This window comes from Clostridium sp. Marseille-Q5894 (assembly GCF_946902305.1).
Classification (GTDB): domain Bacteria; phylum Bacillota_I; class Bacilli_A; order Erysipelotrichales; family Coprobacillaceae; genus Thomasclavelia.
In genome coordinates this window covers 283490-307694 of the sequence record NZ_CAMPPT010000004.1, presented here as the reverse complement: position 1 = coordinate 307694, position 24205 = coordinate 283490, and the positions used below count along the sequence as shown (strand labels likewise).

General features: G+C 28.1%; 23 protein-coding genes and 1 riboswitch. Of the genes, 20 read left to right on the top strand and 3 right to left on the bottom strand.

Annotation, left to right across the window (positions count from 1 at the left end; genetic code table 11):
- Positions 1–318: 318 nt before the first annotated feature.
- From OC535_RS08545 to OC535_RS08465, 17 genes are all read left to right on the top strand, one after another.
- On the top strand, positions 319–1275 hold the full coding sequence (locus tag OC535_RS08545) for a glycosylasparaginase (protein ID WP_227053576.1): 957 nt from the start codon (positions 319–321) through the stop codon (positions 1273–1275).
- A gap of 208 nt (positions 1276–1483) precedes the next feature.
- Positions 1484–2827: a magnesium transporter gene (gene mgtE, locus OC535_RS08540; protein WP_227053575.1), complete on the top strand. Its 1344-nt coding sequence runs from the start codon at positions 1484–1486 to the stop codon at positions 2825–2827.
- Between the two features lie 22 nt (positions 2828–2849).
- The gene (locus OC535_RS08535; protein ID WP_498823584.1) at positions 2850–3026 is read left to right on the top strand and encodes a hypothetical protein; all 177 of its coding nucleotides are present in this window, start codon (positions 2850–2852) and stop codon (positions 3024–3026) included.
- Positions 3027–3111: 85 nt separating this feature from the next.
- Complete coding sequence (locus tag OC535_RS08530; RefSeq protein ID WP_498823583.1) at positions 3112–3771, top strand: response regulator transcription factor; 660 nt, start codon at positions 3112–3114, stop codon at positions 3769–3771.
- On the top strand, positions 3768–4778 hold the full coding sequence (locus OC535_RS08525) for an ATP-binding protein (RefSeq protein ID WP_227053573.1): 1011 nt from the start codon (positions 3768–3770) through the stop codon (positions 4776–4778). Before OC535_RS08530 ends, OC535_RS08525 begins: the two co-directional genes overlap by 4 nt.
- A 65-nt stretch (positions 4779–4843) precedes the next feature.
- Positions 4844–5611 (top strand): ABC transporter ATP-binding protein, encoded by a 768-nt coding sequence (locus OC535_RS08520; RefSeq protein ID WP_024721534.1) that lies wholly within the window; start codon positions 4844–4846, stop codon positions 5609–5611.
- Positions 5601–6149, top strand: a complete 549-nt coding sequence (locus OC535_RS08515) for an FtsX-like permease family protein (RefSeq protein ID WP_498823582.1) — start codon at positions 5601–5603, stop codon at positions 6147–6149. The genes OC535_RS08520 and OC535_RS08515 overlap by 11 nt, the downstream gene beginning before the upstream one ends.
- An 86-nt stretch (positions 6150–6235) precedes the next feature.
- Positions 6236–10102, top strand: coding sequence for a discoidin domain-containing protein (locus OC535_RS08510; RefSeq protein WP_498823581.1), 3867 nt, complete (start codon positions 6236–6238; stop codon positions 10100–10102).
- Positions 10103–10441: 339 nt separating this feature from the next.
- Positions 10442–11743, top strand: a complete 1302-nt coding sequence (locus tag OC535_RS08505; protein ID WP_498823580.1) for a dicarboxylate/amino acid:cation symporter — start codon at positions 10442–10444, stop codon at positions 11741–11743.
- Positions 11744–11940: 197 nt separating this feature from the next.
- Positions 11941–12114: riboswitch (Lysine riboswitch) on the top strand.
- Between the two features lie 59 nt (positions 12115–12173).
- On the top strand, positions 12174–12644 hold the full coding sequence (locus OC535_RS08500) for an ACT domain-containing protein (protein ID WP_227053292.1): 471 nt from the start codon (positions 12174–12176) through the stop codon (positions 12642–12644).
- Positions 12645–12653: 9 nt separating this feature from the next.
- Positions 12654–13547, top strand: coding sequence for a 4-hydroxy-tetrahydrodipicolinate synthase (gene dapA, locus OC535_RS08495; protein WP_024721537.1), 894 nt, complete (start codon positions 12654–12656; stop codon positions 13545–13547).
- A gap of 1 nt (position 13548) precedes the next feature.
- Positions 13549–14292 carry a 4-hydroxy-tetrahydrodipicolinate reductase gene (dapB, locus tag OC535_RS08490; protein ID WP_227053293.1) on the top strand — a complete coding sequence of 248 codons (744 nt, stop codon included), beginning with the start codon at positions 13549–13551 and terminating at the stop codon, positions 14290–14292.
- Between the two features lie 13 nt (positions 14293–14305).
- Positions 14306–15613, top strand: a complete 1308-nt coding sequence (gene lysA / locus OC535_RS08485; protein ID WP_498823579.1) for a diaminopimelate decarboxylase — start codon at positions 14306–14308, stop codon at positions 15611–15613.
- Between the two features lie 94 nt (positions 15614–15707).
- Positions 15708–16403 (top strand): LytR/AlgR family response regulator transcription factor, encoded by a 696-nt coding sequence (locus tag OC535_RS08480; RefSeq protein WP_498823578.1) that lies wholly within the window; start codon positions 15708–15710, stop codon positions 16401–16403.
- Positions 16400–17626 carry a sensor histidine kinase gene (locus tag OC535_RS08475; RefSeq protein ID WP_498823577.1) on the top strand — a complete coding sequence of 409 codons (1227 nt, stop codon included), beginning with the start codon at positions 16400–16402 and terminating at the stop codon, positions 17624–17626. The genes OC535_RS08480 and OC535_RS08475 overlap by 4 nt, the downstream gene beginning before the upstream one ends.
- 73 nt (positions 17627–17699) lie before the next feature.
- Positions 17700–18269 carry an accessory gene regulator B family protein gene (locus OC535_RS08470; RefSeq protein ID WP_227053297.1) on the top strand — a complete coding sequence of 190 codons (570 nt, stop codon included), beginning with the start codon at positions 17700–17702 and terminating at the stop codon, positions 18267–18269.
- Complete coding sequence (locus OC535_RS08465) at positions 18244–18375, top strand: AgrD family cyclic lactone autoinducer peptide (RefSeq protein WP_498823576.1); 132 nt, start codon at positions 18244–18246, stop codon at positions 18373–18375. The genes OC535_RS08470 and OC535_RS08465 overlap by 26 nt, the downstream gene beginning before the upstream one ends.
- Positions 18376–18624: 249 nt before the next feature.
- On the opposite strand, the gene OC535_RS08460 is transcribed toward OC535_RS08465, so the two are convergent.
- Positions 18625–19314, bottom strand: coding sequence for a GTP pyrophosphokinase (locus tag OC535_RS08460; protein WP_024721543.1), 690 nt, complete (start codon positions 19312–19314; stop codon positions 18625–18627).
- Between the two features lie 75 nt (positions 19315–19389).
- On the opposite strand from OC535_RS08460, the gene OC535_RS08455 reads away from it, so the two are divergent.
- Together OC535_RS08455 and OC535_RS08450 are read left to right on the top strand one after the other, a co-directional pair.
- Complete coding sequence (locus OC535_RS08455) at positions 19390–19752, top strand: hypothetical protein (RefSeq protein WP_024721544.1); 363 nt, start codon at positions 19390–19392, stop codon at positions 19750–19752.
- A gap of 130 nt (positions 19753–19882) precedes the next feature.
- Positions 19883–21874, top strand: coding sequence for an AAA family ATPase (locus OC535_RS08450; protein ID WP_227053298.1), 1992 nt, complete (start codon positions 19883–19885; stop codon positions 21872–21874).
- Between the two features lie 16 nt (positions 21875–21890).
- On the opposite strand, the gene OC535_RS08445 is transcribed toward OC535_RS08450, so the two are convergent.
- Complete coding sequence (locus OC535_RS08445) at positions 21891–22475, bottom strand: DedA family protein (protein WP_227053299.1); 585 nt, start codon at positions 22473–22475, stop codon at positions 21891–21893.
- Positions 22447–23391, bottom strand: a complete 945-nt coding sequence (locus OC535_RS08440) for a Na/Pi cotransporter family protein (protein WP_498823590.1) — start codon at positions 23389–23391, stop codon at positions 22447–22449. Before OC535_RS08440 ends, OC535_RS08445 begins: the two co-directional genes overlap by 29 nt.
- Before the next feature lie 126 nt (positions 23392–23517).
- Here OC535_RS08440 and ispD point away from each other — a divergent pair, with 126 nt between their 5' ends.
- Entirely contained in the window at positions 23518–24153 is a 636-nt protein-coding gene (ispD, locus tag OC535_RS08435; RefSeq protein WP_024721546.1) for a 2-C-methyl-D-erythritol 4-phosphate cytidylyltransferase, read from the top strand.
- Positions 24154–24205: the final 52 nt, after the last annotated feature.

The window sequence follows — 24205 nt, the reverse complement described above, 5'->3', positions numbered from 1 at the left end:
GATTATACTTTTCATTGTGACCTCCTATTGTCGTTATGGTATCGACTTTCATAATTTTGTTTTTGTTAATCATATTATGAATCGTAATCCACGTTTTGGCAACTAGGAGGTCACTTCATATTATCTCATTTATAGTTTAACTCATTTAACTATATGATAACAACAATTAAGCTAAATTAATTCTTGATTTATCATAGATAATGAAAAAAATTTGTCAAGTTGCATAGTTTAAAAATAGATGATAACATATAAATACGTTTTTTGTTTAAAAGAATCTTGATAAATTCTAATGTTTAAATAAAAAGAGGAGGTAATTATATGTGGGGAATTATTGCCACATGGCAAATGGCACTAGATGGAGTCGAAAAAGCAACGGAGATGTTAAAGAATGGCGGTGATGCTGGCGATGCAATAGAAACTGCTGTTAAAGAAGTAGAAGATTTTCCATATTATAAATCAGTAGGTTTTGGCGGTTTGCCAAACGAAGAAATGGAAGTTGAATTAGATGCTGCTTATATGGATGGAGATACGTTAGATATCGGAGCCGTAGCAGCTATTAAAGATTATGCCAATCCAGTTGCTATTGCAAGACATTTATCAAAAGAAAAGGTAAATAATCTATTAGTTGGTCAAGGAGGCGAAAAATATGCTCATAAAGCCGGTTTTGAACGAAAAAACATGTTAACTGAGCGGGCTAAAATCCATTATCATAATCGTATCAAAGAAGTTAGAGAGCAAGAAATAAAGCCTTATACAGGTCATGATACAGTTGGGATGGTATGTTTAGATACGCATGGAAAAATGACCTCAGCTACTTCAACAAGTGGTTTGTTTATGAAAAAGGCGGGACGCGTTGGCGATTCTCCACTTGCGGGATCTGGCTTTTACGTTGACAGTAAAGTTGGTGGAGCGAGTGCTACTGGTTTAGGTGAAGATATTATGAAAGGTTGTATGTCATATGAAATTGTTCGCTTAATGAAAGAAGGGATGCATCCCCAAGATGCCTGTGAAAAAGCAGTTAATATCTTTGATCAAGAGTTAAGAGAACGACGCGGTCAAGCTGGTGATATCTCATTGATTGCCATGAATAATCAGGGACAATGGGGTGCTGCAACTAATATCGAAGGTTTTTCGTTTGTTGTTGCAACAGCAAAACAAAAACCAATAGTTTATTTAACTAAGAAAATTGATGGTAAATATATTCATGAAGCTGCCAGCCAAGAATGGATAGATAATTATATAACAACGAGAATGGCACCATTAGTTAAAAAATAATGAAATGTAAGAAAAGATATAATTTGATTTATATCTTTTTTTAATAATGTTTATATTTCGTATTATTAACTAAAATAAATATAGTGATATTTGGTAAAATTAATTAAAGCAGATCTAATAAAAATTACGCTACTAGTATAAAATATATGATAAAATGACAAAAAGAAGTGATAAAAGTAGTTAATTATTCCTAAAATGGAGGAAACATATGAATAATAAAATAAATAAAGAAGAGTTAAAGGATATTTTATTAAGTGGTGATATTGAAAAAATAAAGAAAATAATCACTAATATTCATCCTGCAGATATTTTAGATATTCTTCATGAAGATGAAGATAGTATAAAGAAGTTAATGGATAACTTACCTAATAGTGTTGTGGCTAGTGTTATTGAAGAAGAAGATGATGAAGATGATCAATATGAATTACTAAAATTATTTTCAGATCTCAAACAACGTAAAATATTAGACGAAATGGCTAATGATGAAATTACTGATTTAGTTGGCGAGTTAGAAGAAAAAGAAAAGCAGGATATTTTAAACAAAATGGATAAAGGCGATAAAGAAGATGTTGAACGTCTATTGACATTTGAACCAGATACTGCTGGTGGTATAATGACTACGGAATATATAAGTATTCGAGCTTTAAATACAGTTGAAAAAACTCTTAAATATTTACAAGAAAATATAGAACAAGATGCGGCTTATTATTTATATGTAGTAGATCCTCAAAATATCTTAAAAGGAGTTGTTTCACTTCGAGATATCGTTACTAACTCTTTTGATACTAAAATAATCGATATTACTAATCCTAATGTGAAAACGATCATGTATAATGAAGATCAAGAAGAAGTGGCAAAGAAATTTCAAAAATATGGCTTTATTTTAATGCCAGTAGTAGATGAAATGGATCATTTATTAGGAGTAATTGAGTTTGATGATATTATTGATGTAATTCAAGAAGAAAATACAGAAGATATTAATTTATTAGGTGGTGTTGATTCTGAAGAACGTTTAGATTCAACTGTTAGTGAATCATTTAAAAGTCGGATACCATGGTTAATAGTTAATTTATTTACAGCTGTTTTAGCAGCTTCGGTAGTTAGCATCTTTGAAGGAACAATTGCTCAAGTAGTTACTTTAGCAACTGTTATGCCTATTGTTACAGGAATGGGCGGCAATGCAGGAACTCAATCATTAACAATTGTAGTTAGAGGATTATCACTAGGTGAACTAACAAAAGAAAATGCAATTAAAATTATGTTTAAAGAAATTGCAGTTGGATTTATTAGTGGGATAGTTATTGGAATTTTAGTTGCTTTAGGCTCAATGGTTTTTGAAGGTAATCCTATATTTGGTGTTGTTACTGGATTAGCGATGTTTTTAAATATGATTTTAGCAAATATCGCAGGTTATTTTATTCCTGTAATTTTAGAAAAATTACATATTGATCCAGCTCTTGCAAGTGGGGTCTTTGTAACAACAGTTACCGATGTTCTTGGTTTTTTCTTTTTTCTTGGACTAGCAACAATATTTTTATCTTATTTAATTTAATATGCAGAGGAGAAAAATTACTATGGAAGAAAAATTGGATGAAATAATAATGTTATTAAAAAATATCGATTCTAAATTAGATGTTTTAGTTGGTGATAAACAGGCACAGATGTTAAAAAAGCCTAGTAACGAGGCTATCTTAAAACAATTTGAAGAAACAGAAAAACTGTTTAATAAAGTTATGAATAAAGGAAAATGATCTAGTATGCTATTTTAATTCTTTCAATTTTGTAAGCTTACAATAATATTGAATAAAATATAGTATAATATATATGGGTGATTTGATGAAAATATTAATAATTGAAGATGATTTAGAACTACGAGAAGAATTAAAAATATTATTAGATAATAATGGTTATCATGGAGTAATTTTACAAAGACTTGATAATGCTTTAGAAGAAATAATTAAAATAGATCCTGATTTAATTTTATTAGACATTAAGTTACCATATTTAAATGGACAACAACTGTTAAAGCAGTTAAGGAAAAAATCTAGTATTCCTATAATCATGGTTACAAGCAAAGATAGTGAGATGGATGAAATTTTAGCGATGAGTTACGGGGCAGATGATTATATTACGAAACCTTATAACCCAACGATTTTATTATTGCATATCGAGGCTGTTTTTAAGAGATTACAAAATAAAGAAACTAAATTATATTATCAAGGTGTTAATGTTAATTTGTCAAAAAGTGTTTTAGAAAAGAATGATCATGAATTATTACTGAGTAAAAATGAAATGAGTATTTTTTATTTTTTGTTAGTTAATCAAGGAAAGATCGTAAGTCGCGATGAAATTATGAATTATTTGTGGGGAACTAATAAATTTATTGATGATAATACTTTGACAGTTAATATGACAAGATTAAAGAAAAAACTTGTAAAGATTGGCTTAATTGATGTAATTGAAACAAGAAGAGACCAAGGATATATTTTAATATGAAAATAAGAAGTTATATAAAAGATAAATTTGTTGATTTTATTTTATGGTTTTTGATGATTTTAATAATTGAATTATTTTTGATAATGTTTAAAGTGGTAAATAGTTTGATTATTGTTGTTTCAATAACTTTGATAATATTTATGATCATTATTCATAGTTATGATTATTATCGAAAAAAAGAGTTTTATCAGGATTTTAATACTAAATTAAAACAATTAGATAAGAAATGTTTGATTAGTGAATTAATCAAGAAACCAGATTTTTTAGAAGGACAAATATTATGTGATTCATTATATGAAATTGATAAATCAATGTATGAAGAAATTGAAACTTATTTTCAAAATATAAAAGATTTTAAAGAATATATCGAATTATGGATTCATGAAGTAAAACTGCCGATTGCGAGTAGTAAATTAATGATTCATAATCATGAAACTAATGAAAGAAAATTAAAAGAACAAATTAATAGAATTGAAAATTATGTTGAACAGGTATTATACTATACGCGGTTAGAAAATAGTGAACAAGATTATTTATTAAAAAAATGTAATTTAAAAGATATTATAAATAATGTAATAAAAAGAAATCAAGATAGTTTTTTGTATCAAAAAATTAGGATAAAAATAGGTGATATTAATAAAACTGTTTTAAGTGATAGTAAGTGGCTTGAATTTATTATTAATCAGATTGTTAGTAATAGTATTAAATATCGTGGAAAAGAGAATTGTAAAATTAGTTTTAATGTAATCAAAAAAGAAAATATTATTTTAGAAATCATTGATAATGGAATAGGTATTGATCAAACAGATATAAAACATGTATTTGATAAATCATTTACGGGAAATAATGGTCGTTTAGTATCTAGTTCGACAGGAATGGGCCTTTATATTTCAAAGTTATTATGTGACAAATTAGGACATAAGATCATGATTGAATCAAAGGTTCAACAGTATACCAAAGTGAGCATTTGTTTTGAAGATGAAGAGTATTACAGAATCGTAAGGTAATTGTAAGATACATCGATGTTACTACAATTACTTTTTTTCTATAATAAAAGCAAGGAGGATGAAATATGGAAAATGTATTAGTAATTGAAAATATTAGTAAATATTATGGTAATAAAAGTAATCTTACTAAAGCTTTAAGTAATATTTCATTGAATGTTGCTAAAGGTGATTTTATTGCGATTATGGGAGCGAGTGGTTCTGGCAAAACGACATTGCTTAATGTAATTTCTACAATTGATAGAGTAACAGCTGGCCATATATATCTTGAAAAAAAGGATATTACAAGATTGAAAGGAAATGAACTAGATAAATTTAGAAGAGAAGAACTAGGTTTTATTTTTCAAGATTTTAATTTATTAGATACTTTGACGGCATATGAAAATATTGCTCTAGCTTTACAGATTCTCAAGGTTAAAGCTAAGGAAATAGATATTCGCGTTAATGATGCTGCAAAAAAACTAAATATTAGTGATATCTTGAACAAATATCCCTATGAAATGTCTGGAGGACAAAAGCAAAGAGTTGCATGTGCTAGAGCAATAGTGACTAATCCTAAACTAATTTTAGCAGACGAACCAACAGGAGCATTAGATTCGAAAAGTTCTAAAATGTTATTAGAAAGTTTTCAACAATTAAATAATGACTATCATACAACTATTTTAATGGTAACGCATGATGTTTTTAGTGCTAGTTATGCTTCTAGAGTTATTTTTATAAAAGATGGAAAAATTTTTAATGAGCTTGATCGTGGAAATGATGAGCGAAAAATATTTTTTGAAAGAATTATTGATGTTGTCTCAATTTTAGGAGGCGATGTAAACGATGTTATTTAATTTGGTTTTAAAAAATATTAGAAAAAGTTTTAAAGATTATGCAATATATTTTTTTACATTAGTATTAGGAGTAGCAATTTTTTATATTTTTAATTCACTTGAAAGTCAAACAGTAATGTTATCTTTAACTAAATCTACAAAAGATTTAATTGAATTAATGACAAAAATAATATCTGGACTTAGTGTTTTTGTATCATTTGTATTAGGTTTTTTAATTATTTATGCTAATCAATTTTTAATCAAACGACGAAAAAAAGAATTTGGTATATATATGACATTAGGAATGTCAAAGCAACAAATTTCTAAAATATTATTGGGTGAAACAATTTGTATTGGTCTTATTTCTCTTATTATTGGATTACTTATCGGAATTATTTTATCGCAGGTAATGTCAATTATCGTAGGTAGTATGTTTGATGCTGATATGGATAAATTTGTATTTGTTTTTTCAAATAGTACATGTATTAAAACAGTTATATATTTTGGAATAATGTATCTGCTGGTAATGTTTATTACTATGATGAAGCACCTAATTTAAATAAATATGCTACTGAAGGAAGCGAATTTGCTAACGTTGAAATTACAACAACTCCAAAATTATATGTAAAAGTTGAAAATACAGATGTGAGCAAAAATGCAATTGAAGTAACAGTTAAAGGATTTGAAAATAAACAAGACTTAGCTGGTAATCAAGAGACTGATACTTTAACAGCTCCAACAGGTCTTGTAGCATTAGAAGATCAAATTACTCCAACTGAAATTCCATTAGTTTGGGATGTAGTAGAAGGAGCAACCGAATATCAATTAGAAATTGATGGTAAAATCAATTCTGGTATAACAACTAATGAATTTTTAGTAGGCAGTCTTGCATATAACTCTACTCACACATTTAGAGTTCGAGCTGCAAATAGTGATGGATATTCGCCATGGAGTGAGGCTTTGAGTGCAAAGACAATAGAAGATCCATATCGTAATATTCCAGCAGGCATGGAAGTTACAACTAACGATAGTGCAGCGGGATATTCAGCTAAGAATCTAGTTGACCGTGATACTAATGCATATTGGTTTACTAACTGGACAGATGCTAGTGTTAACAATCGTGATAAAGTTATTGATTTTGATTATAAAGAAATAAATTCTATGGATCACGTTGACATTTATCCTCATAGTAGTTATTTAAACCAACAACCTCGAGAAGTAACTATTTTAGGAAGTCTTGATGGTATTAACTTTACAACTGTAGTAGATAAAGTACAGTTATCCAATGATTCATCTGTTAAGTCAATTGCTTTAAATGGTGCTAAAATGCGCTATATGAGAATGGTTATTTCAAAACCAGCTGGAACTTATGTATGCATGACAGAAGTTATGCCATATAAAGTAGATGGTTCAAAAACATATCCAGTAGGTGATGTAACTTTAGATGGTAAAGTTGATACCAATGATTTAACATGGATTGAAAACTATACAGGATTAACAAATAAAGATTCAGACTTTAGTTATGTATCACAAACAAATAATGCTGATATTAATGGCGATAATGTAATAGATGCTTATGATATTTCTTATATTACAACTAAATTAGATGGTGGTACTAATAAAACTGGTAATCCTGATGGAAAGATAATGTTGATTGCCGATAAAAATGAAGTAAAAGCTGGAGAAACTGTTAATATTACTTTACTTGGTGTAGGTTTGAAGAATATTAATGCTTTCAGTGAAGTTCTTCCAATTGACACTGATAACTTCTCTTACGAAGGATATCGTCAGTCATATGATGTAATTGATATGATGACAATAGCTAAAATGAGAGCTAGAACTATTGGAAGTGAGTTAACGATCGTTAGTACAAATATAGGAGATCAAGATTTGGTAAATGGTACAATTAAGCTTGGTACTATTACATTAAAAGCAAAAACTGATACAACTTTTGCATTAACTAATGGTATTGCAAAATTAATAGGACCAAAGTTATCATATATTGATGCTAATATTGATGGTGATACGACAATTCCTGAAACTCCTGATAAAGTTGAAACAGCAGTAGAAGTAAAAGAGACAACAATTACAAATAATGCATATCCAACTGATGATGGAACTAATGTTGATAAATTGATTCAACAAAATTCTTTTGATGCATTATACAATGGTGCTGCTGATGAAGAATTTGAATTAAAATGGGATATTGAAGATAATCAAGTAGATGGTGTATTAAAACCAGAAATTACATTACCTGTAAATCTACATTTAGATATGGACGGACAATTAATGAATATTGTACGTATTTATGGACGCCCAACTGGAAATGGAGCTCCACGTGTTGTAAGTGCTAATGTAGTTACTACAGATGGCACAACAATTGATTTAGGTACGATAGGAAGTTATTCATTAGATAGTAGTGGCAATCCAACATACACTAACTATCCAAGTGATGGAGTATTCACTTTTGAATTAGATGAAGCAGTAGAAGTTAAGACAGTAAATATTACTTTTGAACATGCTACAGGTATTGCTGGTGATTCAAATAATCCATATGATCGTATGTTAACATTAAGAGAAATCGAATGTGCATATGCACATGATGTTCCAGTTACAGGAATTACTTTAGACAAAAATAATAAAGAAACTTTATATGTAGGAAGTTTAAGTGACTTTAGTGCTAAAGTTAGCCCTAATGATGCATTAAATCCTTATTACACAGTAACAAGTGATAACGAAGATGTAGTTAAAGTATTAACTATTAAAACAGAAAGTGGATTTGCATTTATGTTGCAGCCATTAAAAGAAGGCACTGCAAAAATTACAGCAACTTCAGTAGATAACAATGAAATTTCAGTTACTCAAACTGTAACAGTAAAAACTGGAACTGATACAAATGCATTGATAGATGTATTAAATAGTGCAGAAGCTTTAAATAAAGATTTCTATACTGTTGATAGTTATAATGCATTATCAAATGCAATTAGTGAAGCAAAAGAATTATTAGTTAATGATCCAACTCAAGATCAAGTGGATCAAGCAGTAAGCAAAATCAAACGTGCAGTTAAAACATTAGAATTAAAACCAGTAAATTCAAGTAACCGTATCGAAAATATAAAAGTAGTTGAATCAAGTGGTGAAGCTAGTAGCAGTGAAGGGGCAGCTAATATTTTAGATAACGATATTGGTTCATATTGGTTAAGTACATCAAGTGGTATGCCACAATGGGTTGTTGTTGATCTAGGAAGTGTATATAAATTAAGTGATGTAACATTCTTACCTCGTCAAGGTGGAAATAATGGTGATATTATTAAAGCTGCTATTTCAGTAAGTACAGATGGTCAAAATTATACAGATCTTGGACAATTTGAATTTGATAATGATGGTACTAAATTACTTGATAAAACAGTATTTAAACAAATGAAATTTATACCAACAGATGCAAGATATGTTAAAGTAACTATTTTAGAAACATTAGGAAATCCTGCAAATAGTTGTATAAGTGCAGCAGAAATGCGCTTCTATGGTAGTGTAGATGTAGATAAGAGTGAATTACAAGCATTATACGATGAATGTTTAACTCTTAAAGAAGAAAACTTTACAACAGAAACTTGGGTACCTTTCTCTAATGCAATGGCAGATGTTAAGAATATGTTAGATAGAGAAGATGCTACTCAAGATGAAGTAAATACAGTTAAAGCTGCATTAGTGGCTGCTAAAGAAGCACTAGCAGAAAAAGTAGTTGAAACAAATAAATTAGCATTACAAATTGCCATTGAAATGGCTAAAGCTGCAGATTTAGAAAATGTAGTTCCAGCGGTAGTAAATGAATTCAATGAAGCCTTAGCAAATGCTAAAGAAGTTTATGATAATGCTAAGGCAACCCAAGATGAAGTAGACAATGCATTTGATCGTCTAGCTAATGCAATGCAAATGTTGGAATTCTTTAAAGGTGATAAAACAGCATTACAAAAACAAGTAGATCAAATCAATGGATTAGATGAAAGTAAATACATTGAATCCTCATGGTCTGATATGTTACCAGCATTAGATAAAGCTAATGATGTATTAGCTGATGAAAATGCAATGCAAGATGAAGTTGATGAAGTATTTACAGAATTAGTAAAAGCGTTCTTGAACTTAAGATTAAAACCAAATAAAGACTTATTACAAGAGTTGATCAATAAGGCAAATAGCTTAAACGCTGCAAACTACAGTGCTAAAACATGGGCAGTAGTCGCAGATGCTTTAAATGAAGCAAAAGCAGTATTAGAAGATCCAGAAGCAACACAAGCAGAAGTAGATAAGGCAAAAGCTGTTTTAATGAAAGGATTAGCTGAATTACAAACTGTCAATATAGCAGATATGAATGTATCAGCACCAGTAAAATCTGGAGATACGACAGTAAGTATAAAAACAGGTGATGATATAACTATTATTACACCAATTACAATGTTGGCATTAAGTACTGCTTTATACTATCTTTCTAAAAAGAAAAAATATTGGAATTAAAAATTAAATTGTATTTAATAGTATATAAAATATATTAAATCTAAAGAGTGGTGGTAACACTGCTCTTTAATTTTTGAAAAATATTAAAAAGGATAGTTATATAATATTTATAAATTAAATTATATATAACTTGACAATTTTTTTTATATATTATAATGTATTAACATACTATTCATATAGGAAAAGAGGTAAAAGTTATGAACTTTGTATTAGAACTACAATTACGAAATAATTTTAGAATGGGACGATGTTGTTGCTGTTTTTTTAATAAAGAGTAACAATTTAATTATATTGTGCTCTTTATTCTAATATACATTAAAGAGAAAAGGGGACAATTAAATGAATAAAAATATTTTAGAATTAGGAGCTTTAGTGCTTGCTGTTATATTTTTTATATTAATTTATTTTCTTAAAAAGAAAAAAGTTGATTTTAGTGTGCTAACTATTTTAGCAGTAGGTTTAGGAATAATAGTTGGTTTAATTTTTAAGGAAAATTATCTTTATTTAGAAGCTATAGGAACGATATATGCTAATCTTATTTCTGCAATTGTTGTACCACTGCTGTTATTTAGTATTATTTCCAGTATTACTAATCTACAAGCTTCTATTAAATTAAAAAAAGTAAGTTTAAAAACAATAATTTACTTATTATTAAATACATTTACTGCTAGTTTAATTACATTGATTCTTGCAGTAATAACAAAAATAGGTAGTGGATTTAATTATGAACTTTCTACAAATTATAAAGCAACGGAAGTTCCTTCATTTGTAGATACAATTACTGGGTTATTTCCCAAAAATCTTATTAATAGCTGGTTAAATGGGGAAGTAGTACCAATAGTAATTTTTGCTATTATTGTAGCTATTGCATATAATAGAATAGTTAATAAAGATCCTAAGAAAGTAAAACCGTTTAAACAATTTATTGATGCAGGTAATCGGGTATTAGGTGAAGTAGTTAATTTTGTAATAGGTTTTACACCATATGCAGTCTTAGCTTTGATTGCCCGAGCAGTAAGTAAGAGTACTATAGATGATATTATTCCATTACTAAGTATTTTGGGATTAGCATATTTATTGAGCATAATTCAAATATTTGGGGTTGAAAGCATATTGTTAAAAGTAATTGGAAAACTAAATCCTATTAAATTTTTTAAAGGAATATGGCCAGCTGGAGTAGTAGCATTTACATCTCAAAGTAGTATTGGTACGATTCCGGTAACAATTCGTCAATTAGTGAGTAAAATTGGTGTAAATGAAGATATTGCATCATTTACAGCTAGTTTAGGTGCTAATTTAGGTATGCCTGGATGTGCTGGTATATGGCCGACATTATTAGCAGTATTTGCAATTAATGTTTTAAATATAGATTATTCAATAGGACAATATTTATTTTTAGTAGTCTTGGCAGTAGTTGTATCTATAGGAACGGTAGGAGTTCCTGGAACAGCAACGATTACAGCAACAGCAGTATTTGCAGCAGCTGGTTTACCAATTGAAATAATTGTATTGTTAGCACCGATTTCAAGTATTGTAGATATGGCTAGAACTGCAACAAATGTTATTGGAGCAGCAACCGCAGCTACATTAGTAGCAAAATCTGAAAAAGAGTTAAATATAGATATTTATAATGGAATATAGCATATTAATTAAATTCGTAACTAAGGTTTATTAGTTATGAATTTTTAATATATAAGAAATAAATCATAATAAGGTAGAGATATTCATATATTGAGATATAAAGCCAAAAAACATTATTAAATATATATAAAAACATTGCATAAAGCGGTATAATTAGTATTGTAATATGATGTTGATTGTGATATATTGTAGGAAAGTTGTAAGATAGAGGCGCGAATAGTTATGAAGTTTTTATTGGATGATGCAAACTAGATAAAAATAGAGGAACTTTCGCCGAAGGGATAAATGATTGCATGCATTTATACTCTGGGCTTATAGAGAATATCTATAAGACTGTCATTATCGAATGGTAATGGTGAGCTATCATTGTTCATACGTGTTTATGTTGCAATGATACTCATTGCAATTTTTTTTGTAAAGGAGAGCAATGATGGAAAAGATTATTGAAGCAGTGAGTTATGAAGAAAATATTATTCAGTTAAAATTGACAAATGTACCAAAACATCCAATGATAATTGCCAAGATTTTTACGATTTTAAGCAATTGTGATGTTAATATTGATATGATTTCTCAAGTGATGATTGAAGATGCGATGCAGATAGAAATAACATTAGATGAAAAATATCAAAAAAATTTAAATGAAGCAATAATGTGTTTAAAAAAAGAAGTTAAACAATTAGAGATTGCGACTAATCGAAAATATTTTAAAATTGCTGTTGGTGGAAAGTTGATCGAAGTCACACCAGGAGCAGCGGCAAAAGTATTTACTATTTTAGGTGAAAATAATATACATTTTTATCAAGTAACTACGTCAAAAAGAACAATTTCGTTTATCGTTGATAAAAAAGACAAAGATTTAGCAATGAAAAAATTAGATGAAACTTTTGGCTTAAATATATAGGAGGAAATTATGGCTATTTTTGAAGGAAGTGCAGTTGCACTAGTATTACCAATGCATGAAGACGGAAGTATTGATTATGATGGATTTAAAAGACAAGTACAAAGAATGATCGATGGAGGTGTTAAAGCTTTATTAGTTAATGGAACAACTGGTGAAACAGCAACTATTCATATTGATGATGAATTTAAATTACTAGATATTACATTAGAAATGGCGCAAGGAACTGGTATAAAAGTTATTGCTGGAGCAGGATCTAATGATACAGCGACAGCATTAAGAAAAGCTAAATATGCTAAAGAAAAAGGTGCTGATGCTATTTTAGTTGTTACACCATATTATAATAAAACAAGTCAACGTGGGTTGATTACTCATTATACTACTATTGCAGATGCTGTTGATATTCCAATGATTCTTTATAATGTTCCAGGAAGAACTGGGGTAAAAATAAATGTAGAGACAGTTGTAGAACTAGCAAAGCATAAAAATATTGTTGCTATGAAAGATGCAACTGATGATATAGCTTATGCAATGGAAGTTCTAGCAAAAACTCAAGGTATGGATTTTGATATGTATTCAGGATGTGATGATAATATTCTGCCATTTATTTGTGCTGGGGGAAAAGGAGTAATTTCAGTATTATCAAACATCTATCCTCGTCAAACTGAATTATTAACTCAGTTAGCACTAAAAGGTGACTTGCCAAAAGCTCAAGAACTTGCGTATGCATTAGAACCAGTTAGTCGTTACTTATTTGCTGATATTAATCCAATTATGCCTAAAGCAGCATTAGCTAAAATGGGTGTTTGTAGAGCAACATTAAGATTACCATTAATTGAAACAACAGAAGAAAATAAAAAACTATTATTTGATGCGATGGATGCATTTGAAAAATTGGGGTTCTAAGATGAAAGTAATAGTATATGGTTATGGATTAATGGGTAAAAAAGTTGCTAATAAGGTAAGAAGCCAAAATGATATGGATCTAGTGGCTGTTGTAAGTTATGAGTTTGATGAAAAGATTCCAGAAAAAAGCTATAGTTCTTTAACGGAGTGTGGAGAAAAAGCCGATGTTATCATCGACTTTTCTCACCCTAATAATTTAGATGACATATTATCTTATGCTTTGACAAATAAGACAAAGTTAGTAATTGCAACAACAGGCTATAATGATGAACAGCTAACAAAAATTAAAGAAGCTGCAAAACAAATTCCGATTTTTCAATCATATAACACATCATATGGAGTACAAATGGTAACCAAAATATTACGTCAAGTGGCTAAAGAATTTTATCAGGCAGGATATGATATTGAAATTCTTGAAAAACATCATAATCAAAAAATAGATGCGCCATCAGGAACTGCTAAATTACTATATGAGGTGATGGAAGAAGAAATTGGTGAAACTACTGCTGTGACTGATCGAAGTTCATTACATGAAAAAAGAAAGCATGAACAAATCGGTATTCAAGCAATGCGTGGTGGAACAATTTTTGGTGAACATACAGTTATGTTTGCAGGAATTGATGAAATAATTGAAATAAAGCACACTGCTTTATCAAAAGAAGTATTTGTCCAAGGAGCAATTAGTGCTGCCTATGCATTAATTGATAAAGATAATGGTCTTTATACATTGAAGTCATTGTATTAATTAGGGGGATATTATGGTATTACAAACAAAGTTTGCACAAATAAAAAACAATAATCTATACATAGATGATGTTAAAGCAACTGATTTAGTTAATAAATATGGAACACCACTTTATGTTATGAGTGAGGGACATATTAGACATCAATTTAATGAACTTAAAACAAAAATGATAGACAAATATGAAAATACTTTGCCACTATTTGCTTCAAAATCATTTTCATGTTTGGCTATTTATAAAGTTGCAAAAGAATATGGGGTAGGTATTGATTGTGTTTCAGCTGGTGAAATATATGTTGCTCTAAAAGCGGGATTTGATCCAAAGAAAATCTATTTTCATGGAAACAATAAACTACCTTCAGAAATAGAATATGCTTTAAGTAATGGTGTAGAAAATTTAATTATTGATAATTTTCACGAAATTGAAATTGTACAAGAAATAGCGCAAAGATTAAATGTCGTTGTTAACGGTGTTGTAAGAATAACACCAGGAGTATATGCAGGAGGTCATGACTATATTCGAGTAGGAGCAAAAGATACTAAATTTGGATTTAGCAGTCATGACAATACATATTTAAAAGCCATAAAAAAAGTAATTGATGCTCCAAATATTAATTTTGATGGAATACATTGCCATGTTGGAAGTCAAATTGAGGATATTCAGGCTTATATATTAGCAATGAATAAATTTGTTGATATTTCATATGAAATTTATGATATATTTGGAATAGTTATAAATAAATTAAATGCCGGTGGAGGATTTGGGATAGCTTATACAAAAGCAGATAAACCTTTAGAGTTTGAAACTGTTGTTGATACAATTATGGATATAATAGCTAAAGGATTTGAAGCTCGAGGATTAAAAAGACCAATGGTTTTAGTAGAACCAGGACGTTATTGTGTTGGAAACGCAGGAATAACTTTATATACTGTTGGTTCATCTAAGTATATAAAAGATATTCGAGATTATATTAGTGTAGATGGTGGAATGACAGATAACATTCGCTCTAGTTTATATGCAGCAAAATATGATGCAATTATTGCAAATAAAGCAGAGATGCCAGCAGATCATTTAATTACAGTAGCAGGAAAAAATTGTGAATCTGGAGATATTTTAATTAAGGATATTATGTTGCAAGATCCAGAACCAGGAGATATTCTAGCAATGTTTTCTACTGGAGCTTATCATTATTCAATGTCATCTAATTATAATCAGTTACCAAAACCAGCTGTAGTATTTACATATAAAGGTAAATCTCGCGAAGTGATCCGTCGACAAACCTTCGATGACTTAGTATATTATGATATTGATTCAACGTACTAATAAAGCGGCATGGGCCGCTTTTAATACTTAATAGAATTAAAGTATGCATGATATCAAATAGATATTTCGATGTTATTAAAAGGAGGGGAATAATATGAAAGTATTAATTATAGATGATGATCTTGTTTTTGGTAAAAAGTTAGGAAATCTTATTAATGAAAAGTTTGGTAATGAGAAAAATGATATCGTGATTAAGATCAATGTATCTAGCATAGATTTAAAGCAAAAATTTGATTATTATTTTATAGATATTATGCTGGAGGGTGAAAACGGTATAAATTGTGGTAAAATGATTATTGATAAGAATTATTTTGCTAAAATAATATATATGTCTTCTGAAGAAAGTTTAGTTTATGACACATTTGCAAGTAAAGTTTATTTTTTCTTAAGAAAAGAAAATTTAAAACATGATTTAGAAAGATTATGGATAAAAATAAATCAAGATAATGTAAAGAATACTGATTATATTGAAATTATCTCTGATCGTAAAAGACAAATGATTTTAAAGAAAGAGATTATTTATATTGAATCTAATAGAAATAAATGTCAGATCTATATGATAAAAGAGCAATATGAAGTATATAGAACATTAAAATCATTTTTAAATGAATTAGATTCTAATCAATATTTTCGATTAAACAGTTATACGATTATAAATTTAGAATATGTAAAAAGTGTAAGTGGTAAAGAAGTAGTATTAATAAATGGCGAATCATTTGTTTTAAAAAGAAATTATAATGATTTTATTGATGCATATCATAATAATTATATGAAGAGGTTTAAAGAATGATAATAAATATTGTAGAATCGTTAATAGCTGCCTATTTCTTTACAAATTATTTTGACTTAAAAATAAATAAACGAATTTATTATATACTAAATTTTTTAACAATCACTACTATAATTAATATTTTTGATTGTTTTGGTGATTTTAGTATAATTTTACCATTAGTTGTTGTCATTGATGCCGCCTTAATAGCATATTTTGGAACTAACAATAATATTTGGGAAATATTATTTATTACATTTTTTGATGAATTAATAGTAGGATGGTCAATTATTTTATCATTATTTATAGAAGATTATGTAATTCCTGAAGTAAGAACAGTTGTTGCAAAGATACTATATTTATTGATTGTATATAATGTAATAAAATTTAGTAAAATCAAAGAAATAAAAATCAATATATTATATTGGAGACTATTAACAACTGTTGTAGTAATGTTCTATTTTGCATATATAATTTTATTACAATATTATTTAGGAATGAAATTAAGTCAAAATTTACTATTTATAACTTTATTATCACTAGGTTTATCTGTAATGGGAATAGCTTTAATAGTTTACTATATTTCTAAATTAGAACGTGAAAAGCAGGAAACTCAATTTTCATTACAAAAGTTAGAAATGGAACAAAGTAATTATAAACAGTTAAATGAAGTTTCAAAAGAAATAAAGATAATGCGTCATGATTTAAAACATGATTATTTATTGATTGAAAATTATTTAGAAGAAAATAAATATTCTGAAATAAAAGAAATGATAAATTCAAGGGTATATGATTTAGAAGAGGTAACTCATACGGTTAATAGTGAAAATAAATTGATAAATACAATTATTAATTATAAAAGGATGATAGCACAAAGTAAAAATATCAAGGTCAAATATAAAATAAATGTCAGTGGTAGATTGTATATGAAAGATTATCATTTAAATGAGTTATTATCTAATTTATTAGATAATGCGATTGAGAATTGCTCTAAAAACAATTCTCAAATTGATATAGTTATTGAAGAAGATGTATTTTTATATATAGAAGTTGTTAATCAGATAGATAAATCAGTCTTAGAAAATAATCCAAATTTACATACTAGTAAAATCGGTGAAAATCATGGTCACGGAATGCAGAGTATCCGAAGAATTGTAAATGAATATGGCGGTAGTATTAAATTCTTTGAAAAAGACTTAGAATTTCATGTTTCAATAATAATTCCGATAAATCATCCTCGTTAAAATGCGTTTCGTCCCATGTTTATTTAAATTTGTCGAAAAATAATTTATTATGGCTATTGAGGAGGTGAAATGATTGGTACAAGGTATATCAAAATGGTTATTAAAGATATATAAAAACAAGACCGTTTTGAATTATGATGATGAGATATTTTTATATGGGATTGAAGTAATCGCTACATCTTTGTTTAATGTATTATTGTTGTTATTTATTGGGATAATAAGTGGGACAGTCAATCAAGCATTGGTTTATTACGTGTCCTATGCAACCCTACGAAAATTTATTGGTGGATATCATTGCAATACTAATTTTAATTGCATTACATTTAATGTTTCCAAATATATACTCTTTATATGGCTTTACCCACATGTAGAGATCAACAAACTACTGATGATATCTATAATTATAATAACACTGATATTAATAATATGGGGAGCACCTTTTGAACACAAAAATAGACCGATAAGCGAAAATGAACGGTACAAGTATAAAAAATATTCTTTTATTATTACTTCAATTTATGCGGTGTTTATTTTATTGTCTAGTGAATTTTATCATGTTCTATTATATGTTTTAATTGTAATTGACTTGTCATCAATACCTTGTATTATAGAAAGTAATGGAAAAAGTTTTAAAAATGTTTAGTAAACTAGTTCTAGTAGCTTCTACTGGTGCCGTAAGTGGCGCATCAAGAATTGGTGATTATCAACCAAAAGAATCAGAAGCTTTAAAGAAATTAAAAAAGTTTTAATTGGGAGAACTTTCTAAAATCATTTGTTTTCTCAAATGCATAGCTAAAAACTAAAATTATTGAATATTTATAATAAATAGTATAAGATGTAGCGCAATGATTTTAGTTATTAAGTAAAGAAGTTAGATGCTTATTTTGTTTTTCTTATTTTATTTAATCTAGTTATTGAGAAAAACATATATTGCAGCTAACTTTTTTATTATATTATTTTATAAACCAAGGAAGATTTGTAATCTTCCTTTTTACGTATTATATCTTTTTCTTTGGTTTATTAAGCTCTTCATGAATCCCCTGCATTTTATAATCTAGATGGGATATTGTTTTAGCACAATCAATCAATTCATCACGAACGCCATCAGGAACTTCGTTATCAGCTTTGTATCGTAAGTGATGTTCTAAACTAGCCCAAAAATCCATTGCAATAGTTCTAATCTGAATTTCTACGGGAATAGGTTGTACTTTTTCAGCTAAAAATATTGGTATTTCAACAACCAAATGTAAACTTCGATAACCATTTTCTTTTGGATGTTTTATATAATCCTTTTTCTTAATTAGTTTAATATCACTTTGTTTGATAAGTAAATCAGCAATTTTATAAACATCACTAACATAATTACAAATTACTCTAACACCAGCTATATCTGTTAAATTAATTACAATTGACTCTAGAGAGACTTCTAAGCCTCTTTTTTCTAGTTTACCAAGAATACTTTTTACCGATTTTAATCGATACTCCATATGATGAATAGGATTATGATCATGTTTAACTCTAAACTCATCATCAAGAATTTCTAATTTAGTTCTTACTTCTTTAATACCAGCATCATAAACTTGTTGTAAAGTTAAAAATTCTTGCAGTGTGTCTGTTATTTCTTCATCCATGTTTATTGATGAAAAAGGATCACTAATTATTTCTTTTTGCATGATTCTTTCTGCCATAAAAAATACCTCTTATAAATAATTTTTTGTATACTTTAATCATAGTTGGTAATAATGAACTTGAGGTGAACTGATATGAAAAAAACAATTATTATAGTATTAATTTTAATGAATGTAGTAACTGTCAATGCTTCAAGTAATGATCCTAAATATAAAATAATTGCTAATAGTAATAGTGAAAGTGATATTAAAGAAATGTATAAAATAAAAGATAACTTAATAAGTGATTATCGAAAGTGGATCAAGGGTGTTGATGATATTGATCAGGTATTAGCTGATCATCAAAAAGATTATGAGGCTAGCTATTATAACGGTGAATATAAAATTATTATTGGTAAAGGTAAAGGTAAATCTCTTACTGGTACATTAAAAGCAAGTTATTGTACTAGTAGTAAAGAGATAAAAAAGAAATCATTTTTTGCGGAACTTTTTTCATAAGAGGCAGCATGTGGCCTCTTTTATTATATGTAAATATAAATCATCTTATATGAGATGGTTTTATGTTTAAAATAAAGTGATTCGTTAATAATTTAAAGTGTTAAACATATAATAAAATTAGAGGTGAACCATGTTAACAAAATTTGATGAACAAGCCCAAAAAGCAATTGTTGTAGGTGAAAGTATTGCTTTTGATTTAGGTCATAATAATGTTGGGAGTGAGCATTTATTATTGTCATTATTAAAAATCAGCGACTCAAAATTAAAGGAGCTGGTAAAGAAATATAATGTTGATGATAAAAGTATATATGAGGATATAAAAAGGTTGTTTGGGACAAATAATGATCAACCTTTTTATATGGAATATAGTGATGCTGTTAAAAATATTTTAGAAACAGCAGTCAACATTACAAATGAACAAAATAAAAGTAAAGTCACTTTAAATATTTTAACTATAGCATTATTGAAAAGTGAAGAAAGTGTTGCTTATGAGTTGTTAAAAAAATATAAAGTTGATTTTGAAGATATTATTTATAAATTGAATGAAAGTAGTGAATTAGAAACAAAATTAGATCAAATTCAATCACTGATTAACCTCAACAAAAAGGTAAAGAAGGGCGGAAACTTAATTGTTGGAAGACAAAAAGAATTAGAAAAACTTTGTATGATTTTAAGTAAACGGGAAAAAAATAATGCTCTTATTATTGGTGAAGCAGGGGTCGGAAAATCAGCCTTAGTTGAAAAATTAGCGTATTTGATTAATGAAAAACAAGTAAACGATGGATTAAAGAAAAAAATTATTTATGAGCTAAGTTTGTCTAGTATTGTTGCCGGAACTAAATATCGTGGCGAATTTGAAGAAAAATTGAGAAAAATAATTGATAAAGTAAAAGAGATGGATAATGTCATTATTTTTATTGATGAAATTCATAATATAATTGGTGCAGGTGGAGCAGAGGGAGCAATAGATGCTGCTAATATTTTAAAACCATATTTAGCTAGAAAAGATCTAACGATTATTGGTGCAACTACTACAGAAGAATATTATCAGCACTTTGAAAAAGATCAGGCAATGAATCGTCGTTTTAGCATAATTACTTTAAAAGAAAATACTAAAGAAGAAACATTTGATATTTTAAAAGAAACAAAATTATTTTATGAACAATTTCATAAGATTGAAATTGATGATGAAGTTTTAAGATATTTAGTTGATAATGTTGATCACTATATTAAAAATAGAACATTTCCTGATAAGGCAATTGATATTTTTGATTTAGCGTGTGTAAAAACAAGGTTTCGACAACAGCATATTATCACAAAACAAATAGTAAAAGATGTAATCGAAGAATATACCTCTATTAAAATTAGTGATAATTATGATTATGATGAAATTAAAGTAAAATTAAATAATCAAGTTATTGGCCAAAATGAAGCGATTGAACAAATAATTAGCCAATTAAAAATAAATAAACCTTCAAATCAACCTACAGCCATAATGCTATTTACTGGTAGTAGTGGGGTAGGTAAAAGTGAAATGGCCAAGCAGTTGGCAAAATATTTATCACGAAATCTAATTCGTTTAGATATGAGCGAATATAAAGATAGTTCTAGTGTTCAAAAAATTATTGGTGCTGCACCAGGATATGTTGGTTATGATAAACCTAGTTTATTATTAGGACAATTACAAACGTATCCCAAGAGTGTAGTTTTATTGGATGAAATCGATAAAGCAAGTCAAGATGTTATTAATTTATTTATGCAAGTGTTTGATGAAGGCTATTTAGAAGATAGTCATAAAAGAAAAGTTTATTTTAATAACACGATTATTATTATGACTTCAAATCAAGGTAGTACCAAAAATAAATTAGGATTTAAAAAGAATATAACAAACAAAAAATGTAATTATGGATTTAGTGATGAATTATTGAGTAGGGTTGATGAAATAATTAATTTCAAGAATCTCACAAAAACAGATTTAAAGAAAATTATTAGAAAAAATATACCACATGAAGTTAAAGAAGAAGATATTCAAAATATATTGAAAGATTATGATATGAAGCTACAAGGGCGTGGAATTATAAAGAAGGCAAATAAATATTTTCAAAGTAAAGCTAAAGCATAAAAACTTAGACTAGTGTCTAAGTTTTTTTACGCTTTGTCTTCTTAATAATTAGAATAATTAAAAATAGAATACTAATAATCAATGCATATTGCTTAACATATTTATGAATTTTGATCCAGTTATTTCCTAATAATATTCCTAAATATACTAGGATACTATTCCAAATAATCGTTCCTAGTAAAGTATAAAAAGAAAAACAAAAAAAGTTCATTTTTGTTATTCCTGCCGGCAATGATATTATAGAACGGATAATAGGAATTAAACGCCCTGCAAAAATGGAAAGTTTACCGTATTGTTTAAACCATCTAATGGAGTTTTCGAGAGAATTAGGCTTAAAATGAAAATAAATTAAGATTTGTTCTAGTATGTTGATTTTAATTAAATAACCCATAAAATAAAGAATAACAGATCCTAAATATGAACCTAAAGTAGCAACAATTACCACTCCAACAGGTTGTAATGAGGTTATAGTAGTTAAAAAACCTCCAAAAGTTAAAATTATTTCACATGGAATGGGTGGAAAGATGTTTTCTAAAGTAATTAGGATAAAAATAGCTTTGTAGCCATAACTGCTAATTAGGGCAAGAATACTTGCTAGCATTATATGTCTCCTTTCGAGATAAAGGGAGTATTTTGTAAGCTAAATGAATTAACATATTATCAAATGGTAATAAGATAATAGTTGAAATTATATTAAAAAATGTATGCATATATGCTATTTGCATCATATAATTTGGGGTTAAAGAGTGTATAAAATCAATAAATGGAATAAAATATGATGCAATAAAAAAAACAATAGTACCAATTATATTTATTAGTATATGAATGATAGTAAGACGCTTAGAATTAGGATCACCATTTATGGAAGCTAATAAAGCAGTTATACAGGTACCAATATTTTGCCCATAAATAACATTTGTTGCCATAGTAAAGTTAATTAAGCCTTTTTGATATATTGTTTGTAAGACCCCTACGGATGCTGTAGAACTTTGAATGATTGCAGTAAAAATAGTTCCCACGATTATAGCTGTAATAGGATTATTTAATTTTGCAAACAGCTCAATAAAATAAGATGAACTTTGAAGCGGAATAAGGGCAATTGCCATTGCATCCATGGCTAAAAAAATCAATCCTAGAGCCATGATCACGCGTCCTATATACATTAATTTATTTTTTAATAACATCAAAACCAACCCTATACCACAAAAATAAATTGCTGATTCTCCTAAATCTAATGCAATCAACAGCCCTGTAACAGTAGTACCAATATTTGCTCCAAGAATGATCCAGGTAGCTTGATTCAAAGTAATAAGATGACTATTTAGTAAGCCAATCAAAATTACTGTAGTTGCTGAGGAACTATGAATAACGGCAGTAATTGCAGTTCCAATCAATACACCAAGATATTTATTAGAAGTTAATTTATAAAGAATATTTTTTAATCTGTTAGTTGCTAAGATATCTAAACTAGAAGACATCAGGTGCATTCCATACAAGAAAACAATAAGACTTAGAATAAAGCCAACGATATTTTTAATAATAAGATCACTTCCTTATTTAAGTATATTATTAAATATGTAAATAATGTTTATTTTCAAGATAATGATTAAATGCTACAATAAGAAAAAAGAGGAAGTGAGATAATGAATTATAGTGCAGTTGTGTTATGTGCTGGTAAGGGCAGTAGGAGTGGTTTGAGTTATAATAAAATGTTATATCGTTTTAAAGATAAAACAGTCTATGAAATGACGATGGAAATATTTTTAAATGATGATAGATGTAAACAAATTGTTGTTGTAACCAAAGAAGATGAAATTAGTGATTTAAAAAAACTCATCTCATCTAGTAAAATAGATTATACTTTTGGAGGAAAAGAGCGCCAAGATAGTGTTTATAATGGTTTACAAATTGTAAATCAGGAATATGTTTTGATTCATGATGGGGCTAGACCATATTTAAAAAAAGAAAATATAGATGATTTATTACTTTGTTTAAATAATAATGATGCTTGTTTATTGATGGTTCCTGTAAAAGATACTATAAAAATGTGTAAAGATGGAAATGTTATAGAAACATTGCCTAGAGAAACTTTGATGCAAGCTCAAACACCCCAAGCTTTTAAAACAAGCATAATTAAAGATTGTTACAAACTGGGAAAAATTAATAATTTTGTAGCTACTGACGATGCTTCTTTGGTAGAACATTTTAAAGTGGCACCTGTAAAAGTTGTGATAGGAAGTTATGAAAATATTAAGATAACTACACCCGATGATTTATAAGATACCAATTTAGGTATCTTTTTTCAAAAAATTATTTTTACTTATTGACGTA

Coding starts and splice junctions, on each gene's coding strand:
- OC535_RS08545 (WP_227053576.1), top strand. CDS start 319: ATGTGGGGAATTATTGCCACATGGCAAATGGCACTAGATGGAGTCGAA.
- mgtE (WP_227053575.1), top strand. CDS start 1,484: ATGAATAATAAAATAAATAAAGAAGAGTTAAAGGATATTTTATTAAGT.
- OC535_RS08535 (WP_498823584.1), top strand. CDS start 2,850: ATGGAAGAAAAATTGGATGAAATAATAATGTTATTAAAAAATATCGAT.
- OC535_RS08530 (WP_498823583.1), top strand. CDS start 3,112: ATGAAAATATTAATAATTGAAGATGATTTAGAACTACGAGAAGAATTA.
- OC535_RS08525 (WP_227053573.1), top strand. CDS start 3,768: ATGAAAATAAGAAGTTATATAAAAGATAAATTTGTTGATTTTATTTTA.
- OC535_RS08520 (WP_024721534.1), top strand. CDS start 4,844: ATGGAAAATGTATTAGTAATTGAAAATATTAGTAAATATTATGGTAAT.
- OC535_RS08515 (WP_498823582.1), top strand. CDS start 5,601: ATGTTATTTAATTTGGTTTTAAAAAATATTAGAAAAAGTTTTAAAGAT.
- OC535_RS08505 (WP_498823580.1), top strand. CDS start 10,442: ATGAATAAAAATATTTTAGAATTAGGAGCTTTAGTGCTTGCTGTTATA.
- OC535_RS08500 (WP_227053292.1), top strand. CDS start 12,174: ATGGAAAAGATTATTGAAGCAGTGAGTTATGAAGAAAATATTATTCAG.
- dapA (WP_024721537.1), top strand. CDS start 12,654: ATGGCTATTTTTGAAGGAAGTGCAGTTGCACTAGTATTACCAATGCAT.
- dapB (WP_227053293.1), top strand. CDS start 13,549: ATGAAAGTAATAGTATATGGTTATGGATTAATGGGTAAAAAAGTTGCT.
- lysA (WP_498823579.1), top strand. CDS start 14,306: ATGGTATTACAAACAAAGTTTGCACAAATAAAAAACAATAATCTATAC.
- OC535_RS08480 (WP_498823578.1), top strand. CDS start 15,708: ATGAAAGTATTAATTATAGATGATGATCTTGTTTTTGGTAAAAAGTTA.
- OC535_RS08475 (WP_498823577.1), top strand. CDS start 16,400: ATGATAATAAATATTGTAGAATCGTTAATAGCTGCCTATTTCTTTACA.
- OC535_RS08465 (WP_498823576.1), top strand. CDS start 18,244: ATGGAAAAAGTTTTAAAAATGTTTAGTAAACTAGTTCTAGTAGCTTCT.
- OC535_RS08460 (WP_024721543.1), bottom strand. CDS start 19,314: ATGGCAGAAAGAATCATGCAAAAAGAAATAATTAGTGATCCTTTTTCA.
- OC535_RS08455 (WP_024721544.1), top strand. CDS start 19,390: ATGAAAAAAACAATTATTATAGTATTAATTTTAATGAATGTAGTAACT.
- OC535_RS08450 (WP_227053298.1), top strand. CDS start 19,883: ATGTTAACAAAATTTGATGAACAAGCCCAAAAAGCAATTGTTGTAGGT.
- OC535_RS08445 (WP_227053299.1), bottom strand. CDS start 22,475: ATGCTAGCAAGTATTCTTGCCCTAATTAGCAGTTATGGCTACAAAGCT.
- ispD (WP_024721546.1), top strand. CDS start 23,518: ATGAATTATAGTGCAGTTGTGTTATGTGCTGGTAAGGGCAGTAGGAGT.